The organism is Pseudomonas sp. T1.Ur, assembly GCF_023516725.1.
Taxonomy (GTDB): domain Bacteria; phylum Pseudomonadota; class Gammaproteobacteria; order Pseudomonadales; family Pseudomonadaceae; genus Aquipseudomonas; species Aquipseudomonas alvandae.
Map to the genome: position 1 here is coordinate 5013914 of NZ_JAMGSN010000001.1, position 23014 is coordinate 5036927.

General features: G+C 61.5%; 14 protein-coding genes. 5 read left to right on the plus strand and 9 right to left on the minus strand.

The window, feature by feature from the left end; translation table 11 throughout:
- Positions 1-215 precede the first annotated feature (215 nt).
- The 8 genes from M8Q45_RS22170 to glnE all read right to left on the minus strand — a co-directional run bounded on the left by M8Q45_RS22170 (position 216) and on the right by glnE (position 11716).
- Positions 216-1676 (minus strand): lipopolysaccharide kinase InaA family protein, encoded by a 1461-nt coding sequence (locus M8Q45_RS22170; protein WP_249876401.1) that lies wholly within the window; start codon positions 1674-1676, stop codon positions 216-218.
- A complete protein-coding gene (locus tag M8Q45_RS22175) occupies positions 1676-2428 on the minus strand; it encodes a lipopolysaccharide kinase InaA family protein (RefSeq protein WP_249876402.1) in 753 nt (250 codons plus the stop codon). Before M8Q45_RS22175 ends, M8Q45_RS22170 begins: the two co-directional genes overlap by 1 nt.
- Positions 2425-3159 carry a lipopolysaccharide kinase InaA family protein gene (locus M8Q45_RS22180; RefSeq protein ID WP_249876403.1) on the minus strand — a complete coding sequence of 245 codons (735 nt, stop codon included), beginning with the start codon at positions 3157-3159 and terminating at the stop codon, positions 2425-2427. Before M8Q45_RS22180 ends, M8Q45_RS22175 begins: the two co-directional genes overlap by 4 nt.
- Positions 3159-3965: a lipopolysaccharide core heptose(I) kinase RfaP gene (rfaP, locus tag M8Q45_RS22185; protein ID WP_249876404.1), complete on the minus strand. Its 807-nt coding sequence runs from the start codon at positions 3963-3965 to the stop codon at positions 3159-3161. The genes M8Q45_RS22180 and rfaP overlap by 1 nt, the downstream gene beginning before the upstream one ends.
- A complete protein-coding gene (locus tag M8Q45_RS22190) occupies positions 3965-5086 on the minus strand; it encodes a glycosyltransferase family 4 protein (protein WP_249876405.1) in 1122 nt (373 codons plus the stop codon). Before M8Q45_RS22190 ends, rfaP begins: the two co-directional genes overlap by 1 nt.
- Positions 5086-6144, minus strand: a complete 1059-nt coding sequence (waaC, locus tag M8Q45_RS22195) for a lipopolysaccharide heptosyltransferase I (RefSeq protein WP_249876406.1) — start codon at positions 6142-6144, stop codon at positions 5086-5088. Before waaC ends, M8Q45_RS22190 begins: the two co-directional genes overlap by 1 nt.
- Position 6145: 1 nt before the next feature.
- Positions 6146-7180: a lipopolysaccharide heptosyltransferase II gene (gene waaF, locus M8Q45_RS22200; RefSeq protein ID WP_249876407.1), complete on the minus strand. Its 1035-nt coding sequence runs from the start codon at positions 7178-7180 to the stop codon at positions 6146-6148.
- 1596 nt (positions 7181-8776) lie between these two features.
- Positions 8777-11716, minus strand: a complete 2940-nt coding sequence (gene glnE, locus M8Q45_RS22205; RefSeq protein WP_249876408.1) for a bifunctional [glutamate--ammonia ligase]-adenylyl-L-tyrosine phosphorylase/[glutamate--ammonia-ligase] adenylyltransferase — start codon at positions 11714-11716, stop codon at positions 8777-8779.
- A gap of 382 nt (positions 11717-12098) precedes the next feature.
- On the opposite strand from glnE, the gene aceE reads away from it, so the two are divergent.
- The 5 genes from aceE to msrA all read left to right on the plus strand — a co-directional run bounded on the left by aceE (position 12099) and on the right by msrA (position 21866).
- Entirely contained in the window at positions 12099-14744 is a 2646-nt protein-coding gene (gene aceE, locus M8Q45_RS22210; protein ID WP_181290926.1) for a pyruvate dehydrogenase (acetyl-transferring), homodimeric type, read from the plus strand.
- Between the two features lie 11 nt (positions 14745-14755).
- A complete protein-coding gene (aceF, locus tag M8Q45_RS22215) occupies positions 14756-16396 on the plus strand; it encodes a dihydrolipoyllysine-residue acetyltransferase (protein ID WP_249876409.1) in 1641 nt (546 codons plus the stop codon).
- A gap of 441 nt (positions 16397-16837) precedes the next feature.
- Positions 16838-18232, plus strand: a complete 1395-nt coding sequence (locus M8Q45_RS22220) for an alkaline phosphatase D family protein (protein WP_249876410.1) — start codon at positions 16838-16840, stop codon at positions 18230-18232.
- A gap of 193 nt (positions 18233-18425) precedes the next feature.
- Positions 18426-21110, plus strand: coding sequence for a putative bifunctional diguanylate cyclase/phosphodiesterase (locus M8Q45_RS22225; protein WP_249876411.1), 2685 nt, complete (start codon positions 18426-18428; stop codon positions 21108-21110).
- 108 nt (positions 21111-21218) lie between these two features.
- Positions 21219-21866 (plus strand): peptide-methionine (S)-S-oxide reductase MsrA, encoded by a 648-nt coding sequence (gene msrA / locus M8Q45_RS22230; RefSeq protein ID WP_249877376.1) that lies wholly within the window; start codon positions 21219-21221, stop codon positions 21864-21866.
- A 284-nt stretch (positions 21867-22150) separates the two neighbouring features.
- Here the strand turns inward: msrA and M8Q45_RS22235 are convergent, their stop codons facing one another.
- Entirely contained in the window at positions 22151-22990 is an 840-nt protein-coding gene (locus M8Q45_RS22235; RefSeq protein ID WP_249876412.1) for a 23S rRNA (adenine(2030)-N(6))-methyltransferase RlmJ, read from the minus strand.
- Positions 22991-23014 lie beyond the last annotated feature (24 nt).

A 23014-nucleotide genomic window follows, 5' to 3' on the forward strand; every position in this document is an offset into this window, starting at 1 on the left:
CTGGCACCACTGACGGGCTCAGCGCACTGGTGGCGAGGGCGCTTGCTCCCGCCGGGCACCGTAGGCGCTGGCGAAGCCTGCGATCTTTTGATCTTTGATCTTTTTGCTTGGGATTCATGTGTTGGGGGAAAGATCGCAGCCTCGTTGCACTCGGCAGCTCCTACACAGCTCCTACACAGATCCCACACAGATCCTACATAGCCTCTACACAGCGCCTACAAGACGGCTGGGGCGCTATCGGCTTCCTTCGGCAACCGCCCATCAATCACCCGATACAACGCACTCCCCTCAGGCCAATTGCGCATGAACCGCGCCCGATCCCGGGCATAGGCCTGGGCGAAGCTGGACTGGCTGCGGTGTTGGCACATCGAGTCGAGGTCGATCAGCGCCCAGCGGTCGTCTTGCCAGAACAGGTTGTGCCCCTTGAAATCACCGTGGCTGATACGTTCGCGGATCAGGTCGGCGAACAAGCGATCCAGCGCCAGCAACTCAGTCTCGGGGGCTTCACCGTTCTCCACGTAAGGGCCGAAGCGTTCAATGATGTCTGGGCCCGACAGGTGCTCGGTCACCAGGTAAGCCCCTCGGCGCAGCCAGAGGAAACGCTTTTCCAGCAGCGCCAGCGGCTTGGGCGTGGCGATGCCGAGGAAAGCCAGTCGATGCCCTTCGCGCCAGGAATGCCAGGCGCGACTTGGACGCCAGAAGCGCTTGAGCCAATGGGCGAAGTTCTTGATGTTGTAGCGCTTGATCACCAAGGTGCGACCATTCGACTCGACCTTGCCGACACTGGCCGCGCCGCCCGTCTTGTACAGATGGCCCAGGTCGAGCAACTCATCGGCCTGCTCCAGCACTGGAACCATCGCGGCCTCTTCATCACGACGGATCGCTCGCAGCCCGAACGGTCCGCGCTGTACGCTGAACAGGCTGCACTCGCGCCCGACCTTTTCGAGAAAGTCTTTCAGCCGCCAGGTGTGCACTTTATCGATCTGTTTTTGCAGCGCCTCCATGGGCAAGGCGTGTTCGGCGTTGCCCAACAGGTAATACACCAGCAGTTCTTCATTGAACGGCTCGATGGATTTGGGAAGCTGGGCGAAGAACACCCCGAGGTTTTCCAATACCTTCTGCCGCGACAACGGCTGCCCCGGGGTTTCGGCGCGAATGCCGGCACCATCGATCAGATAGAGCTTGCCGCCATGGCGCAGCAGGTTGTCCAGATGCAAGTCTTCCTGCCACAGCCCCTTGCTGTGCAGCTGCGCAATCGCGCCCAAGGCCTCGGCCAATACTGCCGTTTGCTCGTCCGCCAATACTGGCAGGTGCTCGACCTGTTTCCAGGCGTCACCGAGGCTTTCGGCATCCTCCAGCAGCTCGAACAGCAGCCAGCCACCCTCGCCTTCCTTCAAGCCATCGGCCAACAGCAATGGCGTCGTCAGTCCCTGCTCCGCCAGGAGGCGAACGCCTTGCAGTTCACGCTGGAAGTGTCGGGGCGCCTTGCTGCCCACCAGCAACTTGGCCAGCACCGGCCGACCACGCCAGATACCGGCACCGACGTAACGCTGGCCCGGCAATACTCGCAACAGTGAAAGCAATTGCAATTGCGCCGGACCGGCAGCATCGGCCAGTTCCAGGCTCAGGGGCAGGCTCGGGCTGCGGCCGGCGTTTTTCAATTCCGACAAATGCATCAGCGAGCCTCCTTATGGGTGCGTCGAGCGCTCAGACGGGTCAGCCATTGATCCACCAGCGCGCCGTCAAGGGGCTGGTCCAGATAGGTAGACAGCAACTGGCACACTTCATCTTCGCTCCAGGCCCGGGCCCGGCGCAGCAGGGGCTCCAGATCCTTGACCCGGTCGCGCTGTCCGAACAGCAGCGGGCGGGTCTTCTCCAGGTCGATCAACTGGGCCTGATAGCCGCTCTCGGTGGCCTGCAGGAAAATGTGCTTTGGATAGAAGCAGCCGTGCACTTGGTGCATGGCGTGAAGGCGTCGCGCCAACTGCCCGCAAGCATTGAGAATCGTAGTGCGCTGCGCGGCCGTCAGGCTCGACCAGCGCTGCAGAAGCGAATCAAGGTCATCCCAGCCATCCAATGCCCGTGTCAGCAGGATCGCCCGCACTTCACCGTCCACCTTGCGCTGGCCATAGAACACCGCCTGCAACGCCGGAATCCCCAACTGGCGATACCGGCTGATGTTGCGAAACTCCCTGGAAAAACTGGGCTCGCCAAAAGGGTGCGAAAAGGTCCGGGTCAGGTAATTGCTCTGGCGCTTGAGGTAATAGCCCTGCCCTTCGAGCTCCAGCCGGAACACACTGCTCCAGCCGCCGCCTACGGTATTGGGCTCATCGACGGCATCCAGTTCTCGCGACCAAAGGGCCTCGAAGCTGTCCAGGTCATGACGCGCAAGCAACGCCCGGTCTTCAGCGGCCAGGAAATCAGTCATTCACGTCCCTCAAAAAATCTCACTACGTGGCGGATGCGTTTTTTGTCACACGCATCGAGCCGGTCGCGCTGGCGGTATTGCAGGTAAAAACGCAGGCGCTGGGTGGCCGACAGATGATACTTGGCGACCTTGTCCAGGCAGGCCAGGTCCTTGGTAATCCGGTACTTGAGCCAGAAGCCGCGCCAGAAATCGCCGTTCGGGCAGTCGATCAGGAACAGTCGCGCCTGGTCGTCGATCAGCAGATTGCGCCACTTCAGGTCGTTATGGGTGAAACGGTGCTCGTGCATGGTTCGGGTGTAGCCCGCCAATTGCTGGCTCACGCCCTCGACCCAGGCGCGATCGCGCAGACGCGGATCGTGGCGCTCGGCCAAGGCCGAAAGGTCTTCGGTACGAGGCAGTTCACGGGTGATCATCGCCCCGCGATCGTACGCCGCGCCACGTCGCTCCAGGCCCCAGGCAACAATCTCGGCCGTGGGAATGCCCCATTTGGCGAATCGCTTGAGGTTCTGCCACTCGGATTTGACCCGGGGTTTGCCCAGATAGCGCCGCAGGCCTTTGCCGGCACCGACGTAGCGCTTGACGTAGTAGTTCACACCGTTGCGCTGTATGCGGATCACTTCCGACAGCGGATCACGCGTCAAACGCTCTCCCTGAATGGCAAATACCGCATCGAGGCTGCCGAAATCCTGCGCCAGTTCAGCGTAGGCCGGCTCCAGGTTCCAACCCGACATCAGAGCGCATCCCCGTACCGCTGCTTGCGGTCATACAGCTTGTTGGCCTTGCCTTCGAGCCACGCCAGCAACGAAGCCTCTTCAGCCAGGACCTGGCGCAGCGGCTGCTGGAAATAGCCCTTGAGGAAACGCAGCTTGTCGCGGCGGGTCAGGCCAATGTCCAACGCCGAGAAATACAGGGCTGCCAAGTCCTTGTTGCGCCAGCGTGTGGTAATGGCCGGGCGGGTCTGGGCACGGTGCAGGTCGATCACCGACAGTTTGAAATCCTCGGGTGTCACCGGCTTGTCGGTGTGGAGCAGAAAGTGGCAGATGTAGCAATCGCGATGGTTGACGCCGGCGCGGTGCATCATCCCGGTCATGCGCGCCACTTCGGCGATCAGGGCGCGCTTGAGCTTGGGCGGCGGCGCTTGCTTGACCCAGTCGATGCTGAAGTCTTCAAGGCTGATGGTCGGCGCCAGCTCTTCGGTGACGATAAATGAATGCTGATCCGCCGGATTGCTGCCCTTCTCGCCGTAGGCGACGGCCGTCATGGTCGGCACACCAGCTTCTTGCAGGCGCTGGATGGCCTTCCATTCCTGGCCCGCGCCAAGCACCGGCAGCTTGGCGGTCAGCAGGTTCTTGAAAATCTCGCCCCAGCCGATGCCACGGTGGATCTTCACGAAAAAGCCGCGACCGTCCACCTCCGTGCGCAGGGTGCGCCGGGCTTCGAGCTCACGGTAGACCTCGCCCTTGAGCGCTTCGACTTCGGCGAACGCATCGCGCCCGGCCCAAAGGCTCTTGAACGGTTCGGCCAGCATCAATTTCATCAAGCGTGCTCCGCCAATATCACATCGGCCGCGTGCTGCGGCATGCTGTAGAGGTCGGCCGTCTCGGCGAAGGCCAGGCCGTTGCGACTCCACGTCGCGCGCGCTTCCGGATCGCTCAACATCCGCCCCAGGTACTCGGTGAGTTGCGCTTGTTCGAACGGTTCGTCCAGCACCAGGCCGCTGTCGGCCTCGGCGATGTAGTGGGCGTACCCACACACCGCGCTGACCAGCACCGGCAACCCGGCGACCAGCGCTTCAAGCAAGACAGTGCCGGTGTTTTCGTTGTACGCCGGATGGATCAACAGGTCGGCGCCCAGCAGGAAACGCGGGATGTCGCTGCGGCCCTTGAGGAACCGCACATTGTCACCGAGCCCCAGCGCGGCGCTCTGCAATTGGAATACTTTGGGGTCGTCCTGGCCAATTACAAACAGTCGGGTGCGTTTTCTCACGTGCGCGGGCAACGCGGCCAGGGCCTTGAGGCTGCGATCCACGCCCTTGGTCTTGAACCCCGAACCGATCTGCACCAGCAGCAGGTCGTCGTCGGCCAGCTCGAATTCGGCCCGGAACGCGGCACGGATTTCGTCAGCGTCGGCAGGCCGGCGGCGGTCCTGGGCGATGCCCGGTGGCAGCAGGTGAAAGCGTTCCAGCGGCGTGCCGTAGTGCTTGATGAACAGCGGCTGCTGGACTTCGGAGATCATCAGCACGTCGGTCTTGGCGTCCTTGGCGAACACCGCCCGCTCGTACTCGGCGAAATGCCGGTAGCGGCCCCAGCGCCGGTACAGCGAATGGCGCAGGTTTTGTGCCTTGTCTTCGAAGCAGCCGTCGGCGGCGTAATACACGTCCAGGCCGGGCATCTTGTTGAAGCCGATCAACCGGTCCACCGGGCGCTTGGCCAGGTCGGCCTCCATCCACGCGCTGAGCTTTTCGTTGCGGCGATGGTTGAACAACGCCTTGACCGGTGCCACCAGCACTTCGAAACCGGGCGGCACGTCGCCTTCCCAGATCAGCGTGTAGACGCGAATCTGGTGGCCGCGCTGCTGGCATTCCAGGGCGATGCGCATGAAGTCACGCTGCAGGCCGCCGAAGGGGAAATACTTGTAAAGGACAAAAGCCAATTGCATCAGCGCGGCTCCTCAGCCAATAACGTGCTCAGGTGGCTGGCAACACGCTCGGGATTCAGACGCGTGAAGCACAGGGGCTGCTCGCGTTTCAGGTCGAACCGCCGGGCATCCTCGGCGGTGGGTGGATAAGTGCATTGTTTCTGCATGCAGGGCGCGCAAGGGAAATCACTGGCGAGGTGAATCTGGCCCTTGCCATAGGCGCCGGTGAGCACCGGGTTGGTCGGGCCGAGCAGCGAAATGGTCGGCACGTCGAGGGCCGCGGCCAGATGGCCAAGACCGGTGTCCACCGCTACGCAAGCCTGGGCGCCGGCGAGCACCTTGCCCATGCCGCCGAGGTTCAACTTCGGTAATACCAGCGCATTGCGCAGCCCATTGGCAATGCGCTCGGCCCGGGCCTTCTCGGCCGGATTGCCCCATGGCAGCTTCACCACAACGCCGAATTGCCCCATGCGCTCGGTGAGCTGACGCCAGTAAAGCTCGGGCCAATGCTTGGACTCCCACGTCGTGCCGTGCAGGAATACCACGTAGGGATAGGGCCGTGGCAATTCCACCAAACGGTCGATGTCGAGGCCATAGTTACCCTGGGTTTGCGGCAAGTCATAGCCCAGCGCCAAGGCGAATAACTGACGCACGCGCTCCACCGCATGCTGACCACGGGCCACCGCCAGGCGCCGCGAATAGAAACGCGCCGCCAAGGGTTCACGCGCCGAGTCTTTATCCAGGCCGGCGATCGGCGCCTTGACGTAGCGAGTCAGCCAGGCGCTTTTCAACAGGCCCTGGGCATCGATCACCAGATCATATTTTTCGGCGCGCATGCTTTGTTTGAAACGCCGCCATTCGCCACCCTTGATGGTCTGCCAGAGGTTCTTGCGCCAGCGCCGGATCGCCACTGGAATGACCTTGCCCACGGCCGGGTGCCAGGTGGGAATTTCGGCGAAGCCTTCTTCCACCACCCAATCGAATTTGATGCCCGGCATAGCCCGCGCCGCATCGCTCAGCGCTGGCAACGTATGGACCACATCCCCCAGCGAAGACGTCTTGATCAGCAATACCCGCAAGTTACCGGACCTCCACGGGTGTGCCCTGCAAACGCTCCAGGGCTTCATTCACCGATGGCGGCATGAGCTGGCGCAGGCAGTTGTAGTGACCGAAGCGGCAGGTGCGATCGAAGCACGGACTGCATTCGATCCCCAGGCGCACGACCTCGACCTTGTCCGCCAACGGTGGGGTAAAGCCCGGCGAAGTAGAGCCGTAGACCGCCACCAACGGACGGTTCAGCGCGGCGGCCACGTGCATCAGGCCGGAGTCGTTGGACACCACCGAATCGGCGCAGGACAGCAGGTCAATGGCCTCGGCCAGGGAAGTGTCACCGCTGAGATTGACCGACTCTTCCCGCAGGCCGGGAATCAGCCGCGAGCGGATGTCTTCGCCCACCGAGTGGTCGTTTTTGGAACCGAACAGCCAGACTTGCCAGCCTTCGCGAATCTTCGCCTCGGCGACCTGGGCGTAATGCTCCGCCGGCCAACGCTTCGACTCGCCGAACTCGGCACCCGGGCACAGGGCCAGTACCGGGCGGTCCAGGGTCAGGCCGAACTTGGCCAGCGCCGCTTCCCGCGTCACCGGGTCGATCTGCAGACTCGGCCGAGGATACGGCTTGGGCAACTCGGCGCCCGGCTCGTAGGCCAGGGCCATGAAGCGCTCGATCATCAGCGGATAGCGATCTTTGTCCAGCGTGCGCACATCGTTGAGCAGGCCATAGCGAAATTCGCCACGCCAGCCAGTGCGCTTGGGAATACCGGCAAAAAACGGCACCAGCGCCGACTTGAGCGAATTGGGCAGCAGGATCGCCTGGTCGTACTGGCCGACCAGGGATTTGCCGATACGCCGGCGGGTCGCCAGCTCCAGCACGCCATGGCCGAGCGGGAAGCTCAAGGCCTTGCGCACCTCGGGCATGCGCTCAAGGATCGGCCGGCTCCACTCCGGGGCCAGGACGTCGATTTCGCACTGCGGGTGACGCTGCTTGAGGCACTGGAACAGTGTCTGCGCCATCACCATGTCACCGACCCAACTGGGCCCAACGATCAGAATATTCATGTGGTTTCCAAAAACGATACGGGGAGGCCTACGCCTCCCCGCCTCGAGAATCACTGTGGCTTAGGTCGTTGCCTGTGGCCCTAATCTACAACACACCGTCAATCAACTGTGGGAGCGAGCTTGCTCGCGAAGAGGCCGGCACAGCCAACATCAATGCCGCCTGACACTCCGCTTTCGCGAGCAGGCTCGCTCCCACAGGGTCCTGCACAGGCTTTCAATACCGTGCAGCACCGCAATTCCATTGTGGGAGCGAGCTTGCTCGCGAAGAGGCCGGCACAGCCAACATCAATTGTCGTCTGACACTCCGCTTTCGCGAGCAGGCTCGCTCCCACAGGGTCCTGCACCGGCTTCCAATACCGTGCAGCACCGCAAATCCATTGTGGGAGCGAGCTTGCTCGCGAAGAGGCCGGCACAGCCAACATCAATTGTCGTCTGTCACTCCGCTTTCGCGAGCGGGCTCGCTCCCACAGGGTCCTGCACCGGCTTCCAATACCGTGCAGCACCCCAATTCCATTGTGGGAGCGAGCTTGCTCGCGAAGAGGCCGGCACAGCCAACATCAATGCCGCCTGACACTCCGCTTTCGCGAGCAGGCTCGCTCCCACGGGGTCCTGCACTGGCTTCCAATACCGTGCAGCACCCCAATTCCATTGTGGGAGCGAGCTTGCTCGCGAAGAGGCCGGCACAGCCAACATCAATGCCGCCTGACACTCCGCTTTCGCGAGCAGGCTCGCTCCCACAGGGTCCTGCACTGGCTTCCAATACCGTGCAGCACCCCAATTCCATTGTGGGAGCGAGCTTGCTCGCGAAGAGGCCGGCACAGCCAACATCAATTGTCGTCTGACACTCCGCTTTCGCGAGCGGGCGCGCTCCCACAGGGTCCTGCACCGGCTTCCAATACCGTGCAGCACCGCAAATCCATTGTGGGAGCGAGCTTGCTCGCGAAGAGGCCGGCACAGCCAACATCAATGCCGCCTGACACTCCGCTTTCGCGAGCAAGCTCGCTCCCACAGGGTTCTGCACCGGCTTCAACACCGTGCAGCACCGCAAATCCATTGTGGGAGCGAGCTTGCTCGCGAAGAGGCCGGCACAGCCAACATCAATTGTCGTCTGTCACTCCGCTTTCGCGAGCGGGCTCGCTCCCACAGGGTCCTGCACCGGCTTCCAATACCGTGCAGCACCGCAAATCCATTGTGGGAGCGAGCTTGCTCGCGAAGAGGCCGGCACAGCCAACATCAATTGTCGTCTGTCACTCCGCTTTCGCGAGCGGGCTCGCTCCCACAGGGTCCTGCACAGGCTTTCAATACCGTGCAGCACCGCAAATCCATTGTGGGAGCGAGCTTGCTCGCGAAGAGGCCGGCACAGCCAACATCAATGCCGCCTGACACTCCGCTTTCGCGAGCAAGCTCGCTCCCACAGGGTTCTGCACTGGCTTCAACACCGTGCAGCACCGCAAATCCATTGTGGGAGCGAGCTTGCTCGCGAAGAGGCCGGCACAGCCAACATCAATGCCGCCTGACACTCCGCTTTCGCGAGCAGGCTCGCTCCCACAGGGTTCTGCACCGGCTTCCAATACCGTGCAGCACCGCAAATCCATTTCAGCTGAGTCCCAGCTCCCGCCAGATCCGCATCACCTGCCGGCGCTCGTCCACGAACTGGTCGCCTGCGATCACCCCGGCATCTTTCTGCAAGGCCTGGCGGTGGGCGGCGGAGCGGTAGGCCTTGTAAGCCTCGCGCAACAGCGTGGCATCTTCGGCAGGCATCAACCCGACCTCCTGCAGCCCGTCCAGGATGCGGATGTTATCGGTGTAGCGCACCAGCGAAGGATGCTCCTCGGACCACGCCAGAGCCGCGTATTGCACCATAAATTCAATATCGACGATACCTCCGGCATCTTGCTTGAGGTCGAAGGGCGCCGTGGCTTCGAAGGCATTCGGCGCGGTTCCGGCGGCGGTGGCCTTGCTGCCAAGGTTGTCGCGCATCTTGGCGCGCATTTCGCTCACCTCCTGGCGCAGCGTCGGCAAATCCCGCTTGCGTCCCAACACCTGGACGCGGACTTTCTCGAACGCCTCGCCCACATCCTGGCTGCCCACCAGCACACGGGCTCGCACCAGAGCCTGATGCTCCCAGGTCCAGGCTTCGTTCTCCTGGTAGCGGGCAAACGCCCCCAAGGAGCTGACCAGCAAACCCGATGCGCCGGATGGTCGCAAACGCATGTCCACTTCATACAACTGCCCGGAGTTGGTCTGGGCCGTCAGCAGGTGGATGATCCGTTGGCCGAGCCGGGTAAAGAACTGGGCACCGTCGATGGGTTTCGGGCCATCGGTTTCCGCCTGCGGATCGCCATCATGGATGAACACCAGGTCCAGGTCGGAACCATGCCCCAACTCCAAACCGCCGACCTTCCCGTAACCGACAATAATGAACCCCGGATCGCACAAGCTGCCGTCGGTGCGCAACGGCACGCCATGTTTCGCCGCTGTCTGGCGCCAGGCCAGGGCCAACACTTGTTCGAGAATCGCCTCGGCCAGCCAGGTCAGGTAATCGCTGACTTTCATCAACGGCAGGCTGCCGGCGATTTCCGATGCCGCCACCCGCAGACGGTGGGCCAGCTTGAAGTGTCGCAGAGCCTCCATTTGTTGCTCGAGATCATCCTCGGGAATACGCGTCAGGCGCTCACGCAACTCAGCCGCCAATTCTGGCGCCAAGGGCGGCTTGAACAAGCGGCCTTCGTTGAGCAATTCATCGAGCAGCAAGGGGAAACGGGTGATTTGTTCAGCGATCCACGGACTCGCCGCGCACAGCGTCAGCAAGCGACGCAGTGCACCGGGGTTTTCTGTCAGCAACACCAGATAAGCCGAGCGACGAGCCACGGCCTCCACCAACGGCAATACCCGCTCCAGCACCAGGTCCGGATCTGCATGTTCCACCGCCTGGGCCAGCAGGCGCGGAATGAAGGCGTCCAGGCGCTCACGTCCCAGGCGCTGCATGGCGCGTAACTGCGGACTGGAGCGCAGCGCCGCCAAGGCCTTCAGTGCCTTGGACGCATCGGCGAAACCGCCTTCTTCCAACTGGCGACACGCCGCTTCCTCATCCTGGCTGTCTTCCCACAGCGGCAACCATTCGCCCCCCACCGCCACTTCGCCTTCGCTGCCCTCTTCTTCATCGGGATCGGCGATGACCTGGCCAAAATGCCAGGCCACGCGCCCGCGCCAGTACATCAGTTGTTCGTGGAACGCACTCCAATCAGCGAAGCCCAGCATGAACGCAATGCGCGCCTGATCCTGGGCGCTGTCCGGCAGCATCTGGGTCTGGCGGTCGGCGATGGCCTGGATCGCATGTTCGGTACAGCGCAGGAACTCATAGCCCTGGCGCAGCTCGTCGATCACCTTGGCCGGCAAGTACCCCTGGCCCTCCAGCGTGCTTAACACTTTGAGCAGCGGCCGCTGCTGCAAGCTCAAGTCGCGACCGCCATGGATCAGCTGGAACGCCTGGGCAATGAACTCCACCTCGCGAATACCGCCCGAGCCCAGCTTGATATTGTCGGCCATGCCCTTGCGCCGCACTTCCTGCTGGATCAGCTGCTTCATGGTGCGCAGCGCTTCGATGGCGGAAAAATCCAGGTAACGGCGATAGACGAAAGGGCGCAGCATGTCGAGCAGTTGCGCGCCCGCCACCTGGTCGCCGGCCACCACCCGCGCCTTGATCATGGCGTAGCGCTCCCAATCGCGGCCCTGGTCCTGGTAATACTGCTCCAGGGCATTGAAGCTCAGCACCAGCGCACCGGCCGAGCCGTAGGGGCGCAGGCGCATGTCGACGCGGAACACGAAGCCGTCCACGGTCATCGGGTCGAGGGCCTTGATCAGGCGCTGGCCGACGCGGATGAAAAATTCCTGGTTATCCAGCGGTCGCTTGGCGCCGACGGTTTCGCCGCCCTCGGGGTAGGCGAAGATCAGGTCGATGTCCGACGACAGGTTCAGCTCCACCGCGCCGAGCTTGCCCATGCCCAGGATGACCATCTGCTGCGGTTCGCCGCTGCGTCGGCCGGTGGGCGTGCCAAATTGTTGGCTGAGACGCTGGTACAACCATAGATAGGCTTGGTCGATGCAAGTGTCGGCCATGTCCGAGAGGTCGCGACAGGTCTGCACCAGGTCGGCCTGCCGCGTCAGGTCACGCCAGATGATCCGCACCTGCTGGCGGGTACGCTGGCGGCGCAGGACGCGGCCCAGTTCGTCTTCGGTTTCGGCGGCCTGGACCGCGGCCCCTATCTGCGCGCACATTTCACCGGGCGCCAGGCTGCGGTCCAGTTCGCCGCTGCGCACCAGTGCCAACAGCATCAAAGGATCTCGTACACTTTGCTCGATGACGAAGTCACTGGCGGCGGCAACGCGGTTGAACTCGGCCCAACGCTGCGGCGTCCAGGCCGACAATCCATGGTCGTCGTCAAGGAGCGCGACCGCTGCGCGGAACGACTGCTCGGCGCGACTGACCAATGACTGGAGAATTGCCGGCATTTCGGCAAGCGAGGGCAGGCTCATGGTCTATCCTTGATCGGCGCGGGAAAGGCTGGATGTAGTGTTTTTACAGAAGACACTACCTGATCGACTGTCGAACAAAGATGATAAATAGCTGATTTTCTGATTTTATTGGCAGCCGGCATCAAGTTTTTACCTGTTCGAGTTGGCAAATGACCAACAGTAACGATTATTCTCACAACGAAACGAGGGGCCATCAGCCGCTCATGTGTAGTTTTACTACTCGTCTATACATTCGAAAGGCTGAAACGGCCGACGATTTGTAGTAAAACTACACGCCGCCGAAACAACCTTCGGCAATCCAAGAATTTATATCGTCTGCCCACAAGGCCAGTCGCAAACTCAGGCAACCGATTCTGGTAGCCTTTCCGCCCTGGAGCAAGCCATGCAAGACCTCGATCCCGTCGAAACCCAGGAATGGCTGGACGCCCTGGAATCGGTTCTCGACAAAGAAGGCGAAGACCGTGCTCATTATCTGATGACCCGTATGGGTGAACTCGCAACCCGCAGCGGTTCGCAACTGCCCTACGCCATCACCACGCCGTACCGCAACACGATCCCCGTTACCCACGAAGCACGCATGCCTGGCGACCTGTTCATGGAACGCCGCATTCGCTCGCTGGTGCGCTGGAACGCGTTGGCCATGGTCATGCGTACCAACCTGAAAGATTCTGACCTGGGCGGTCACATCTCCAGCTTCGCCTCCAGCGCGACGCTGTATGACATCGGCTTCAACTACTTCTTCCAGGCCCCGACCGACGAACACGGCGGCGACCTGATCTACTTCCAGGGTCACGCATCGCCAGGCGTCTACGCCCGTGCGTTCATGGAAGGCCGCATTTCCGAAGACCAGATGAACAACTTCCGCCAGGAAGTGGACGGCAACGGCCTGTCCTCGTACCCACACCCTTGGCTGATGCCTGATTTCTGGCAGTTCCCGACCGTTTCCATGGGCCTGGGCCCGATCCAGGCGATCTACCAGGCACGTTTCATGAAGTACCTGGAAGCCCGTGGCTTCATCCAGCCAGGCAAGCAGAAAGTCTGGTGCTTCATGGGCGACGGCGAGTGCGACGAGCCGGAATCCCTGGGCGCTATCTCCCTGGCCGGTCGCGAGAAGCTGGACAACCTGATCTTCGTCATCAACTGCAACCTGCAGCGCCTCGACGGCCCGGTTCGCGGCAACGCCAAGATCATCCAGGAACTCGAAGGCGTGTTCCGTGGTGCCCAGTGGAACGTCAACAAAGTCATCTGGGGCCGTTTCTGGGACCCATTACTGGCCAAGGACGTCGACGGCATCCTGCAGCGTCGCATGGACGAAGTCATCGACGGCGAGTACCAGAACTACAAGGCCAAGGACGGCGCGTTCGTCCGTGAGCACTTCTTCAACTCGCCTGAACTCAAGGCGATGGTTGCGGACCTGTCCGACGACGAGATCTGGAAACTCAACCGTGGCGGCCACGACCCGTACAAGGTCTACGCGGCGTACCACCAGGCGGTCAACCACAAAGAGCAACCGACTGTCATCCTGGCCAAGACCATCAAGGGTTATGGCACCGGTGCCGGCGAAGCGAAGAACACCGCGCACAACACCAAGAAAGTCGATGTCGAGAGCCTGAAGCTGTTCCGCGACCGCTTCGACATTCCGGTCAAGGACAGCGAGCTGGAAAACCTGCCGTTCTTCAAGCCCGAAGAAGGCAGCGCCGAAGCCCGCTACCTGGCCGAGCGCCGCGCAGCCCTGGGCGGTTTCGTGCCACAACGCCGCGCCAAGAGCTTCAGCATCCCGACGCCGCCACTCGATACCCTCAAGGCCATCCTGGACGGCTCGGGCGACCGTGAAATCTCCACCACCATGGCTTTCGTGCGGATCCTCGCGCAGTTGGTCAAGGACAAGGAAATCGGCTCGCGCATCGTCCCGATCATCCCGGACGAAGCCCGTACCTTCGGTATGGAAGGCATGTTCCGCCAGTTGGGCATCTACTCGTCCGTCGGCCAGCTCTACGAGCCAGTCGATAAAGACCAGGTGATGTTCTACAAGGAAGACAAGAAAGGCCAGATCCTCGAGGAAGGCATCAACGAAGCGGGCGCCATGAGCTCCTTCATTGCCGCCGGTACTTCGTACTCCAGCCATAACCAGCCGATGCTGCCGTTCTACATCTTCTACTCGATGTTCGGCTTCCAGCGTATCGGCGACCTGGCCTGGGCCGCTGGCGACAGCCGTACCCGTGGCTTCCTGATCGGCGGCACCGCCGGCCGCACCACCCTCAACGGTGAAGGCCTGCAGCACGAAGACGGCCACAGCCACATGCTGGCCGGGACCATCCCGAACTGCCGCACCTATGATCCGACCTACGGCTACGAGCTGGCGGTGATCATCCAGGACGGCATGAAGAAGATGACCGAAGAGCAGCAGGACGTCTTCTACTACATCACCGTGATGAACGAGTCCTACCAGCAGCCAGCGATGCCGGCCGGCGTGGAAGCAGGTATCGTCAAGGGCATGTACCTGCTCGAAGAAGACACCCGCGAAGCGGCGCACCATGTCCAGCTGATGGGCTCCGGCACCATCCTGCGCGAAGTGCGTGAAGCAGCGAAGATCCTGCGTGAAGAGTTCAACATTGGCGCTGACGTCTGGAGCGTGACCAGCTTCAACGAATTGCGTCGCGACGGCCTGGCCGTAGAGCGCAGCAACCGCCTGCACCCTGGCCAGAAGCCAAAGCTGAGCTACGTCGAAGAGTGCCTGAACGGCCGTAAAGGTCCGGTCATCGCCTCCACCGACTACATGAAGCTGTTCGCGGAGCAGATCCGCCAGTGGGTTCCGTCCAAGGAATTCAAAGTGCTGGGCACCGACGGTTTCGGCCGTAGCGACAGCCGCAAGAAGCTGCGTCACTTCTTCGAAGTCGACCGTAAGTTCGTTGTGTTGGCAGCCCTGGAAGCCCTGGCTGACCGTGGCGATATCGAACCTAAAGTGGTGGCCGAAGCCATCGCCAAGTTCGGCATCGATCCAGAAAAACGCAACCCACTGGACTGCTGAGGAGAATTTTCGTGAGCGAACTCATTCGCGTACCTGACATCGGCAGCGGTGAAGGTGAAGTAATTGAACTGTTTGTGAAGGTCGGCGACCGTATCGAAGCCGATCAGAGCATCCTGACGCTTGAGTCGGACAAGGCCAGCATGGAAGTGCCTGCGCCGAAGGCCGGTGTGATCAAGAGCCTGAAAGTGAAGCTGGGCGATCGCCTGAAAGAAGGTGACGAACTGCTGGAGCTGGAAGTCGAGGGCGCCGCTGCGGCGCCTGAAGCGGCCGCCCCTGCGGCTGCCCCGGCCGCGGCTGAAAAACCTGCCGCCGCACCGGCTGCCGAAGCGGCTCCCGCTCCGGCCGCCGCGCCTGCCGCTGCTACTGTCCAGGACATTCATGTCCCGGACATCGGTTCGTCGGGCAAGGCCAAGATCATCGAAGTACTGGTCAAGGCCGGCGATACCGTCGAAGCCGACCAGTCGCTGATCACCCTGGAATCCGACAAGGCCAGCATGGAAATCCCATCGCCAGCCGCCGGTGTGGTGGAAAGCGTCGAGGTCAAGCTGGAAGACGAAGTCGGCACCGGCGACCTGATCCTGAAGCTGAAAGTAGCAGGTGCCTCGGCACCTGCCGCGCCAGCCCAGGCCGCTGCGCCAGCCGCCAAGGCTGAGGCAGCGCCAGCACCCGCCGCCGCGCCTGCGGCCAAGGCCGAAGCAGCACCTGCCCCTGTCGCCGCCGCGCCTGCGCCAAGCGGTGCCAAGGTGCACGCTGGCCCAGCCGTGCGTCAGCTGGCCCGTGAATTCGGTGTCGAGTTGTCGGCCGTCGGCCCAAGCGGTCCTCACGGTCGCGTGCTGAAGGAAGATGTGCAGGCCTACGTCAAGGCCATGATGCAGAAGGCCAAGAATGCTCCAGCCGAAGGCGCCACCGGCGGCGCGGGCATCCCGCCGATCCCGGCGGTGGACTTCAGCCGCTTCGGCGAAACCGAAGAAGTGGCCATGACTCGCCTGATGCAGATCGGCGCGTCGAGCCTGCACCGCAGCTGGCTGAACATCCCGCACGTGACTCAGTTCGACCAGGCTGACATCACCGAGCTGGAAGCTTTCCGCGTCGCACAGAAAGCCGTGGCGGAAAAGGCCGGCGTCAAGCTGACCGTACTGCCGCTGCTGCTCAAGGCCTGTGCGCACCTGCTCAAGGAGCTGCCGGATTTCAACGCCTCCCTGGCCCCAAGCGGCAAGGCGGTGATCCGCAAGAAATACGTGCACATCGGCTTTGCCGTCGACACCCCGGAAGGCCTGCTGGTACCGGTCATCCGCAACGTCGACCAGAAGAGCCTGCTGCAACTGGCTGCCGAAGCCGCTGCCCTGGCCGAAAAAGCCCGGAGCAAGAAGCTCACCGCCGACGACATGCAGGGCGCCTGCTTCACCATCTCCAGCCTCGGTCACATTGGCGGCACCGGCTTCACGCCGATCGTCAACGCGCCGGAAGTGGCGATCCTGGGCGTTTCCAAGGCAACTATCCAGCCCGTCTGGGACGGCAAGGCCTTCCAGCCGAAGCTGATGCTGCCACTGTCGCTGTCCTACGATCACCGCGTGATCAACGGCGCCGCCGCCGCGCGCTTCACCAAGCGCTTGAGCGACTTGCTGGGCGATATCCGCACCATCCTGCTGTAACACCGAAAGGCCCTCTTTGCGGAGGGCCGTTCGGCAGTCGTTTTCCGAGCGCCACGCTCGTACCTCAACCCCGCCCATTTGGCGGGGCTTTTTTTGCCCGGAATAAATTCGCTTATCCATACAGGCTTCTTCCTACCGCGTTACGCAACAAGGCCTACTACTTCTATTAACCATTGCCCACAACAAACGCCCCCTCCCCTCTAACTATTTATCGCGCGCAACGCTTTAGCATAGTTCCGACTGCCCACTAGGTTCTGTACGAAATGTGTTCGCGCGAAGGCCAGACAAGGCGAAACGGGGCGAGGAAGCGGAGTGTACTGGAGTACATGAGCATTCCGAGCCCCGTTTCAACGCAGTATGGGCGAGTGCGGATACATTTCGTACAGAGCCTAACAGCCCTCAACCACAAAACACTTCTTATCACTTCGAATGGATTCGAACATGTTAAAGCCCACTGTCGGCCCTATTCTGGGCCATACAACAACCGATCACGCGCGCGTATTTCTACGAGGCGATAAAGACAATAACAATCCCGTCTTCGCCGGCATTCGCTACAGGCGAAAAGGCGAAATCGCCTGGTCAAGAGGACAGTTTGTGCGACTGTTTTCCTACCGCGATTTTTCCGCCGTCATCGTATTGAAAGACCTCCAGTCCGATACCGTTTATGAATACCAGGCCGGCTGGAAATCCACCTTGAGCCCGGCCCATACCGTAGAAACCATCCTGGAATTGCCATTGCAATGGCCCAAGGACGTTTATCAACTGCGCACACCACCCGACAAGCGCGACGCAGCGCGCAGCTATATCGTCGGCTCTTGCCGATACCTTCGGATCACCGCTGGCGTCCCATCGCGACCAGCGCTGGGGGACCGCACGTTCGCCGGTATCAACCGAATCGTCGAACAGGCCGATCCGACAATCAGCGCCGTGCTGATGACCGGAGACCAGGTTTATCTCGACGACTTGAATATTATTGCCCCGGACCGCAACCCCAAAGACATGTTATTAAAATACCGCACGGCGTTTTCCCAACCCCACATAAAGAAGTTGATGTCCAGCGTTCCCACTTACATGATGCTCGACGATCATGAAATAGAAGACAACTGGCCGACCAGTAAAAACAAGAACGATGAATCATTTTATGCAAATGCCCTGGACGCCTATGAGACTTACCAAGCCAGCCACAGCCCGGCCCATGAACTTTTAAGCGACGGCACGCTAAGTCAAGCCCTGACACGTTATTGGTATTTATTGGCCCACGGCGATATCGAGTGGTTCGTGACCGACAGCCGGACTCGCCGCAACCTGTCGATGAAAGACCGACGCATCCTGGATGCCGAACAGGAACAATCGCTGCTCGACTGGCTGGTCAACAGCACCGCCCGCGTCAAGTTCGTCGTCACCAGCGTCATGTTCTACCCCGACCGTCGATTCAATGGCGGGGACGCCTGGCAGGCTTTTCCGGCGCAACGCCTGCGATTGCTGGAGGCCATCCGCAGCCATCGGATCAAGAACGTGATTTTTGTATCCGGCGACGTGCACGGCTCCCTGACGAGCCTGTTGGCGCATAGCCAGGATCCTGACTTCCAGGTTCATACCATCGTTTCGTCGCCGTTTTGCAACAGCAAGCTGCTGCCCTACGCCAAGGCGTCGACTTTTATTTTCGGTAAACCCATGGCTCGGGCTCCAAGCGGTGAGTACCAATATGAGCTGACCAGCAAGGTGATCAGCCAGGACAACTTCGCTCAGCTGAAAGTCACGGCCCAGAGCGTTCAGGTAACGTTTCATGACCGTGACGGCGCTCCGTTGGAGGTCGTCGATATACCGTTGCGCTGATCGGCGGCAGGCCGATGAATACCTCTGATCGGTTGGCAACTGGAGAAATCCCCTTGTCGGCCGATAAAAGGTTTATAGCACTTGGCCTTCATGTCTCTTGTCAGCCAGTGCCGCAATGATGCAACCTTGCGGCAATCCGTAATGACGAGGGCGTCAGCCCGGCGCGATCAGCATTTTCGAAGCGAGTTTCCCCATGAAAAGCCAACCCGATGCCGCCAGCCGCATGGCGGCCGAGGTAGTGACGCAGTTACCGGTGCCCTCGCGGCTCGGTATGCTGCGTTTCGAACGGCTGAATGAAGCAAGCTGGGCGCTGCTGTTCCTCGATCCCAATTGCGAACGCTACTTCGGCTTGCCGGCCGTGGAACTGTGCTCACTGGTCAGTTCGCCATACGCCAGCCTGATGGAGCCGGAAGCGCGCTATCAGTTGCATGACGCAATCCAGCAGCAACTGGCCCAGGCGTCCCACTACCTGATCCGCTACACGCTGCACACAGCCAAGGGGCCAATGAACCTGCTGGAGACCGGTGAGGCCTACAGGCAGCACAATCGTCACCTGCTGCGCGGTTATCTGTTGGTCGTCGACGACCTGCTGCAGGACGAGCCGTCCTTGCCGGCCGTCGATCTGGAAACCCAGAACTCACGATTGCAGATCGCCCTGGAACTGAACCAGCGCGCCCAGCAGGAACAGCTCCAGCACCTGGACCGGGTCCGCGCCCAACAAGACTTGATCCTGCTGCTGACCCGCCAGCGCTACAGTGCCAACAATTCGCTGCAAGAAGCCGCCGAGCTGATCACCCGCAGCGCCTGCGATATCTATCAGATCGACTGCGCAAGCATCTGGAACCTGGAGGACGGCAAACTGGTGCCGATCTCGGCCTATAACCGCGCCTCCCAGGACTACTTCCTTCCGGATGTCATCAACGCCAACGACTTTCCAAATTACATGGAGGCGCTGCAGACCTGCCGAGCCATCGATGCGCACAATGCGATGCGCGACCCGCGCACCCGGGAAATGGCCGAGAACCTACGGGCCCGCGACGTCAATGCCATCCTCGACGCCAGCATCCGGATCGATGGCCAGGTGGTCGGTGTCCTGTGCCTGGAACAAGTGGGCGTCACCCGCGCCTGGCAGTCGGACGAGATCGCCTTCGCCGGCGAACTGGCGGACCAATTCGCCCAAGTCATCAACAACCACAACCGCCGCACCGCCACCAGCGCCCTGCATCTGTTCCAGCGCGCCGTGGAACAGAGCGCCAACGCGTTCCTGCTGGTCAACTGCGACGGCGTGGTGGAATACGTCAACCCGAGCTTCACCGCCATCACCCAGTACACCACCGAGGAGGTCCACGGCCAACGGCTGTCCGAGCTGCCAGCCCTGGAGAACCTCAGCGAGTTGCTGTTCGATGCGCCTTCAGCCTTGGCCCAGAGCAACAGCTGGCAGGGCGAATTCAAAAGCCGGCGCAAGAACCTCGAACCCTACTGGGGCCAGCTGTCGATTTCCAAGGTCTATGGCGATAACCGCGAACTGACGCACTACATCGGCATCTACGAAGACATCACCCAGACCAAACTGGCCCAACAACGCATCGAGCGCCTGGCCTACACCGACAACCTGACCAACCTGGGCAACCGTCCAGCGTTCATTCGCAACCTCGATGAACGCTTCGCCCGGGACAGCGACTCGCCCATCAGCCTGCTGCTGGTGGACATCGACAACTTCAAGCGCATCAACGACAGCCTCGGTCACCAGACCGGCGACAAACTGCTGATCAGCCTGGCCCGGCGCCTGCGCAACAGCCTGAGCCCCAGCGGCAGCCTGGCGCGCTTCGCCAGTAACGAATTCGCGGTACTGCTGGACGACACCGACCTCGAGGCCGGCCAACAGATCGCCAGCCAGTTGCTGATGACACTCGACAAGCCCATGTTCGTCGATAACCAATTGATCAGCGTGACCGGCTCCGTGGGCCTGGCCTGCGCGCCGCTGCACGGTCGCGATCCCCAGACGCTGATGCGCAACGCCGGCCTCGCCCTGCACAAGGCCAAGGCCAACGGCAAGCATCAGGTCCAGGTGTTCACCGAGGCCTTGAACGCCGAGGCCAGTTACAAGCTGTTCGTGGAAAACAACCTGCGCCGGGCCCTGACCCAGAATGAACTGGATGTCTTCTACCAGCCCAAGCTCTGCCTGCGCAGCGGTCGCCTGTTGGGCATGGAGGCGCTGCTGCGCTGGAACCACCCAGAGAAGGGCATGATCCGCCCGGACCAGTTCATCAGCGTGGCCGAAGAAACCGGCCTGATCATCCCCATCGGCAAATGGATCGCCCGCCAGGCCTGCCGCATGAGCAAACAGCTGACCGCCGCCGGCCTGGGCAACCTGCAAGTGGCGATCAACCTGTCACCCAAGCAGTTTTCCGATCCGGACCTGGTGGCCTCGATTGCCAGCATCCTCAAGGAAGAACAATTGCCCGCACGGTTGCTGGAACTGGAGCTGACCGAAGGCCTGCTGCTCGAAGCGACCGAAGACACACACTTGCAGCTCGACCAGCTCAAGCGCCTGGGCCTGACCCTGGCCATGGACGACTTCGGCACCGGTTATTCGTCCTTGAGCTATCTGAAAAAATTCCCGATCGACATCATCAAGATCGATCGCAGCTTCATCCATGAAATCCCGGACAACCAGGACGACATGGAAATCACCTCCGCGGTGATCGCCATGGCCCACAACCTGAAACTCAAGGTCGTAGCCGAAGGCATCGAAACCGCCCAGCAACTCGCCTTCCTGCGCCGCCACCGCTGCGACGTCGGCCAAGGCTACCTCTTCGACCGGCCGATCCCCGGCACGGAGCTTATCGAGAAGCTCAAGCGCTATCCTTGCCGCTAGCGGCAAGCGGCAGGCTTCAAGCTTCAAGCTTCAAGCTTCAAGCTTCAAGCTAACGGTGGCACACTCTCACCACTTGCAGCTTGTAGCTTGCAGCTTGCAGCTGCCCCAATACTCTTGCGCTCGGAAATCCTGATGAACAAAAACGTGCTCCCTACTCCCGATCAAGCTCTTCCCGGCCGTGAAACCCCGATGGCCGTGCCGGAAAAACACTTCGTCCATGACGCGCCGCTGCTGGGCCCGTTTGCCATGGACGTGGATTTCGCCATCTTCGGCCTCGGCTGCTTCTGGGGGGCGGAGCGCAAGTTCTGGCAACGTGAAGGCGTGGTCAGTACGGCGGTGGGATATGCGGGCGGCTTTACGCCGAACCCGACCTATGAAGAGGTCTGCTCTGGCCTGACCGGCCACAGCGAAGTGGTGCTGGTGGTCTACGAGCCGGCGAAGGTCAGCTACGAGCAGCTTCTGAAAATGTTCTGGGAACTGCACAACCCGACCCAGGGCATGCGCCAGGGAAATGACATTGGCACCCAGTATCGCTCGGTGATCTATTGCACCACGCCCGAGCAACTGGAAGCGGCGAAGAACAGCAAGGACGTGTTCCAGGCTGAGCTGAACAAGGCCGGTAAAGGCGAAATCACTACCGAAATCGACGAAGCGCCGACGTTCTACTTTGCCGAGGCGTATCACCAGCAATACCTGGCCAAGAACCCTGAGGGATATTGCGGGATTGGCGGCACGGGCGTGACTTGCCCGATTTGATATTGGTGCCCTGAAGAGCTTCGCGAGCAGGCTCGCTCCCACAGGTCCGGTGGCGTACACAACTCTTGCGCACGCCTCAGATCCCCATGTGGGAGCGAGCTTGCTCGCGATAGCGGTGGATCTGGGGCGGTGATGTTGGATGTGCCGCCGCCATCGCGAGCAAGCTCGCTCCCACAGGGGCCCGGGGCGGACACAGGTGTCGCGTACACCTCGACACCCCATGTGGGAGCGGGCTTGCTCGCGAAGGCGTCCCGCCTGACGACCTGAATGCATCGGCTCAGCGATCAGCTTTCAGCGATCAACCAATCCATTTGCCACCCACCCTGGGTCTGCCCAAGCTTCTTGGACAACCACGGCAGCAACTCCCGCAACTCTTGCTCAAGCCCCCATGGCGGGTTGGCAATGGCCAGGCCGGAGCCGTTCAGGCTGTTGGGCGTGGCGAGCGGGTGCACCAGCAACTCCACCCGCAACAATTTGGGCGCTCCCGTGCCAGCCAAGTCCTGGTAGAAACGACGCAACTGGCGTTGGTCCTTCACGGGATACCAGATCGCCGCCACCGTCTGGCGCATCCGGCCGATGGCCTCCTTGAGCGAGGCGGCGCAACGCTGCATCTCGTCAAGCTGTTCGAACGGCGGATCGATCAGCATAAGCGCGCGTTTCTCTGCCACCGGCAACAACGCACGAGGAACATGCCAGCCTTCGCCCAGATGCACCGCCACGCGACGGTCACCCTTCATGTTGTCCTTGAGCAGCACGCCGTCCTCCGGATGCTTCTCGTTGAGCAGCACTCGGTCTTGCGGCCGGGTCAGGCGCCGCGCCAATTCCGGTGAGCCCGGGTAGTAGCGCAGCTGGCCGTCCGGGTTCATCTCGTGGAGCACCTTCATGTAATCGGCGGTCAGGGGCGGCAGGTCATCCTGGCCCCATAAACGCGCGATGCCTTCCAGGTATTCACCGGTGCGATTGGCCTGGTCGCCCTGCAAGTCGTACAAGCCGATGCCCGCGTGGGTGTCGAGGTAGGCGAAGGGCTGCTCCTTGCGCGACATCAAGGCGATGAGGCGAGTCAAGGTCAGGTGTTTGAACACATCGGCGTGATTGCCGGCGTGGAAGGCGTGGCGATAATTCATGGCGGCTCCTGCGAAGGGCGACGA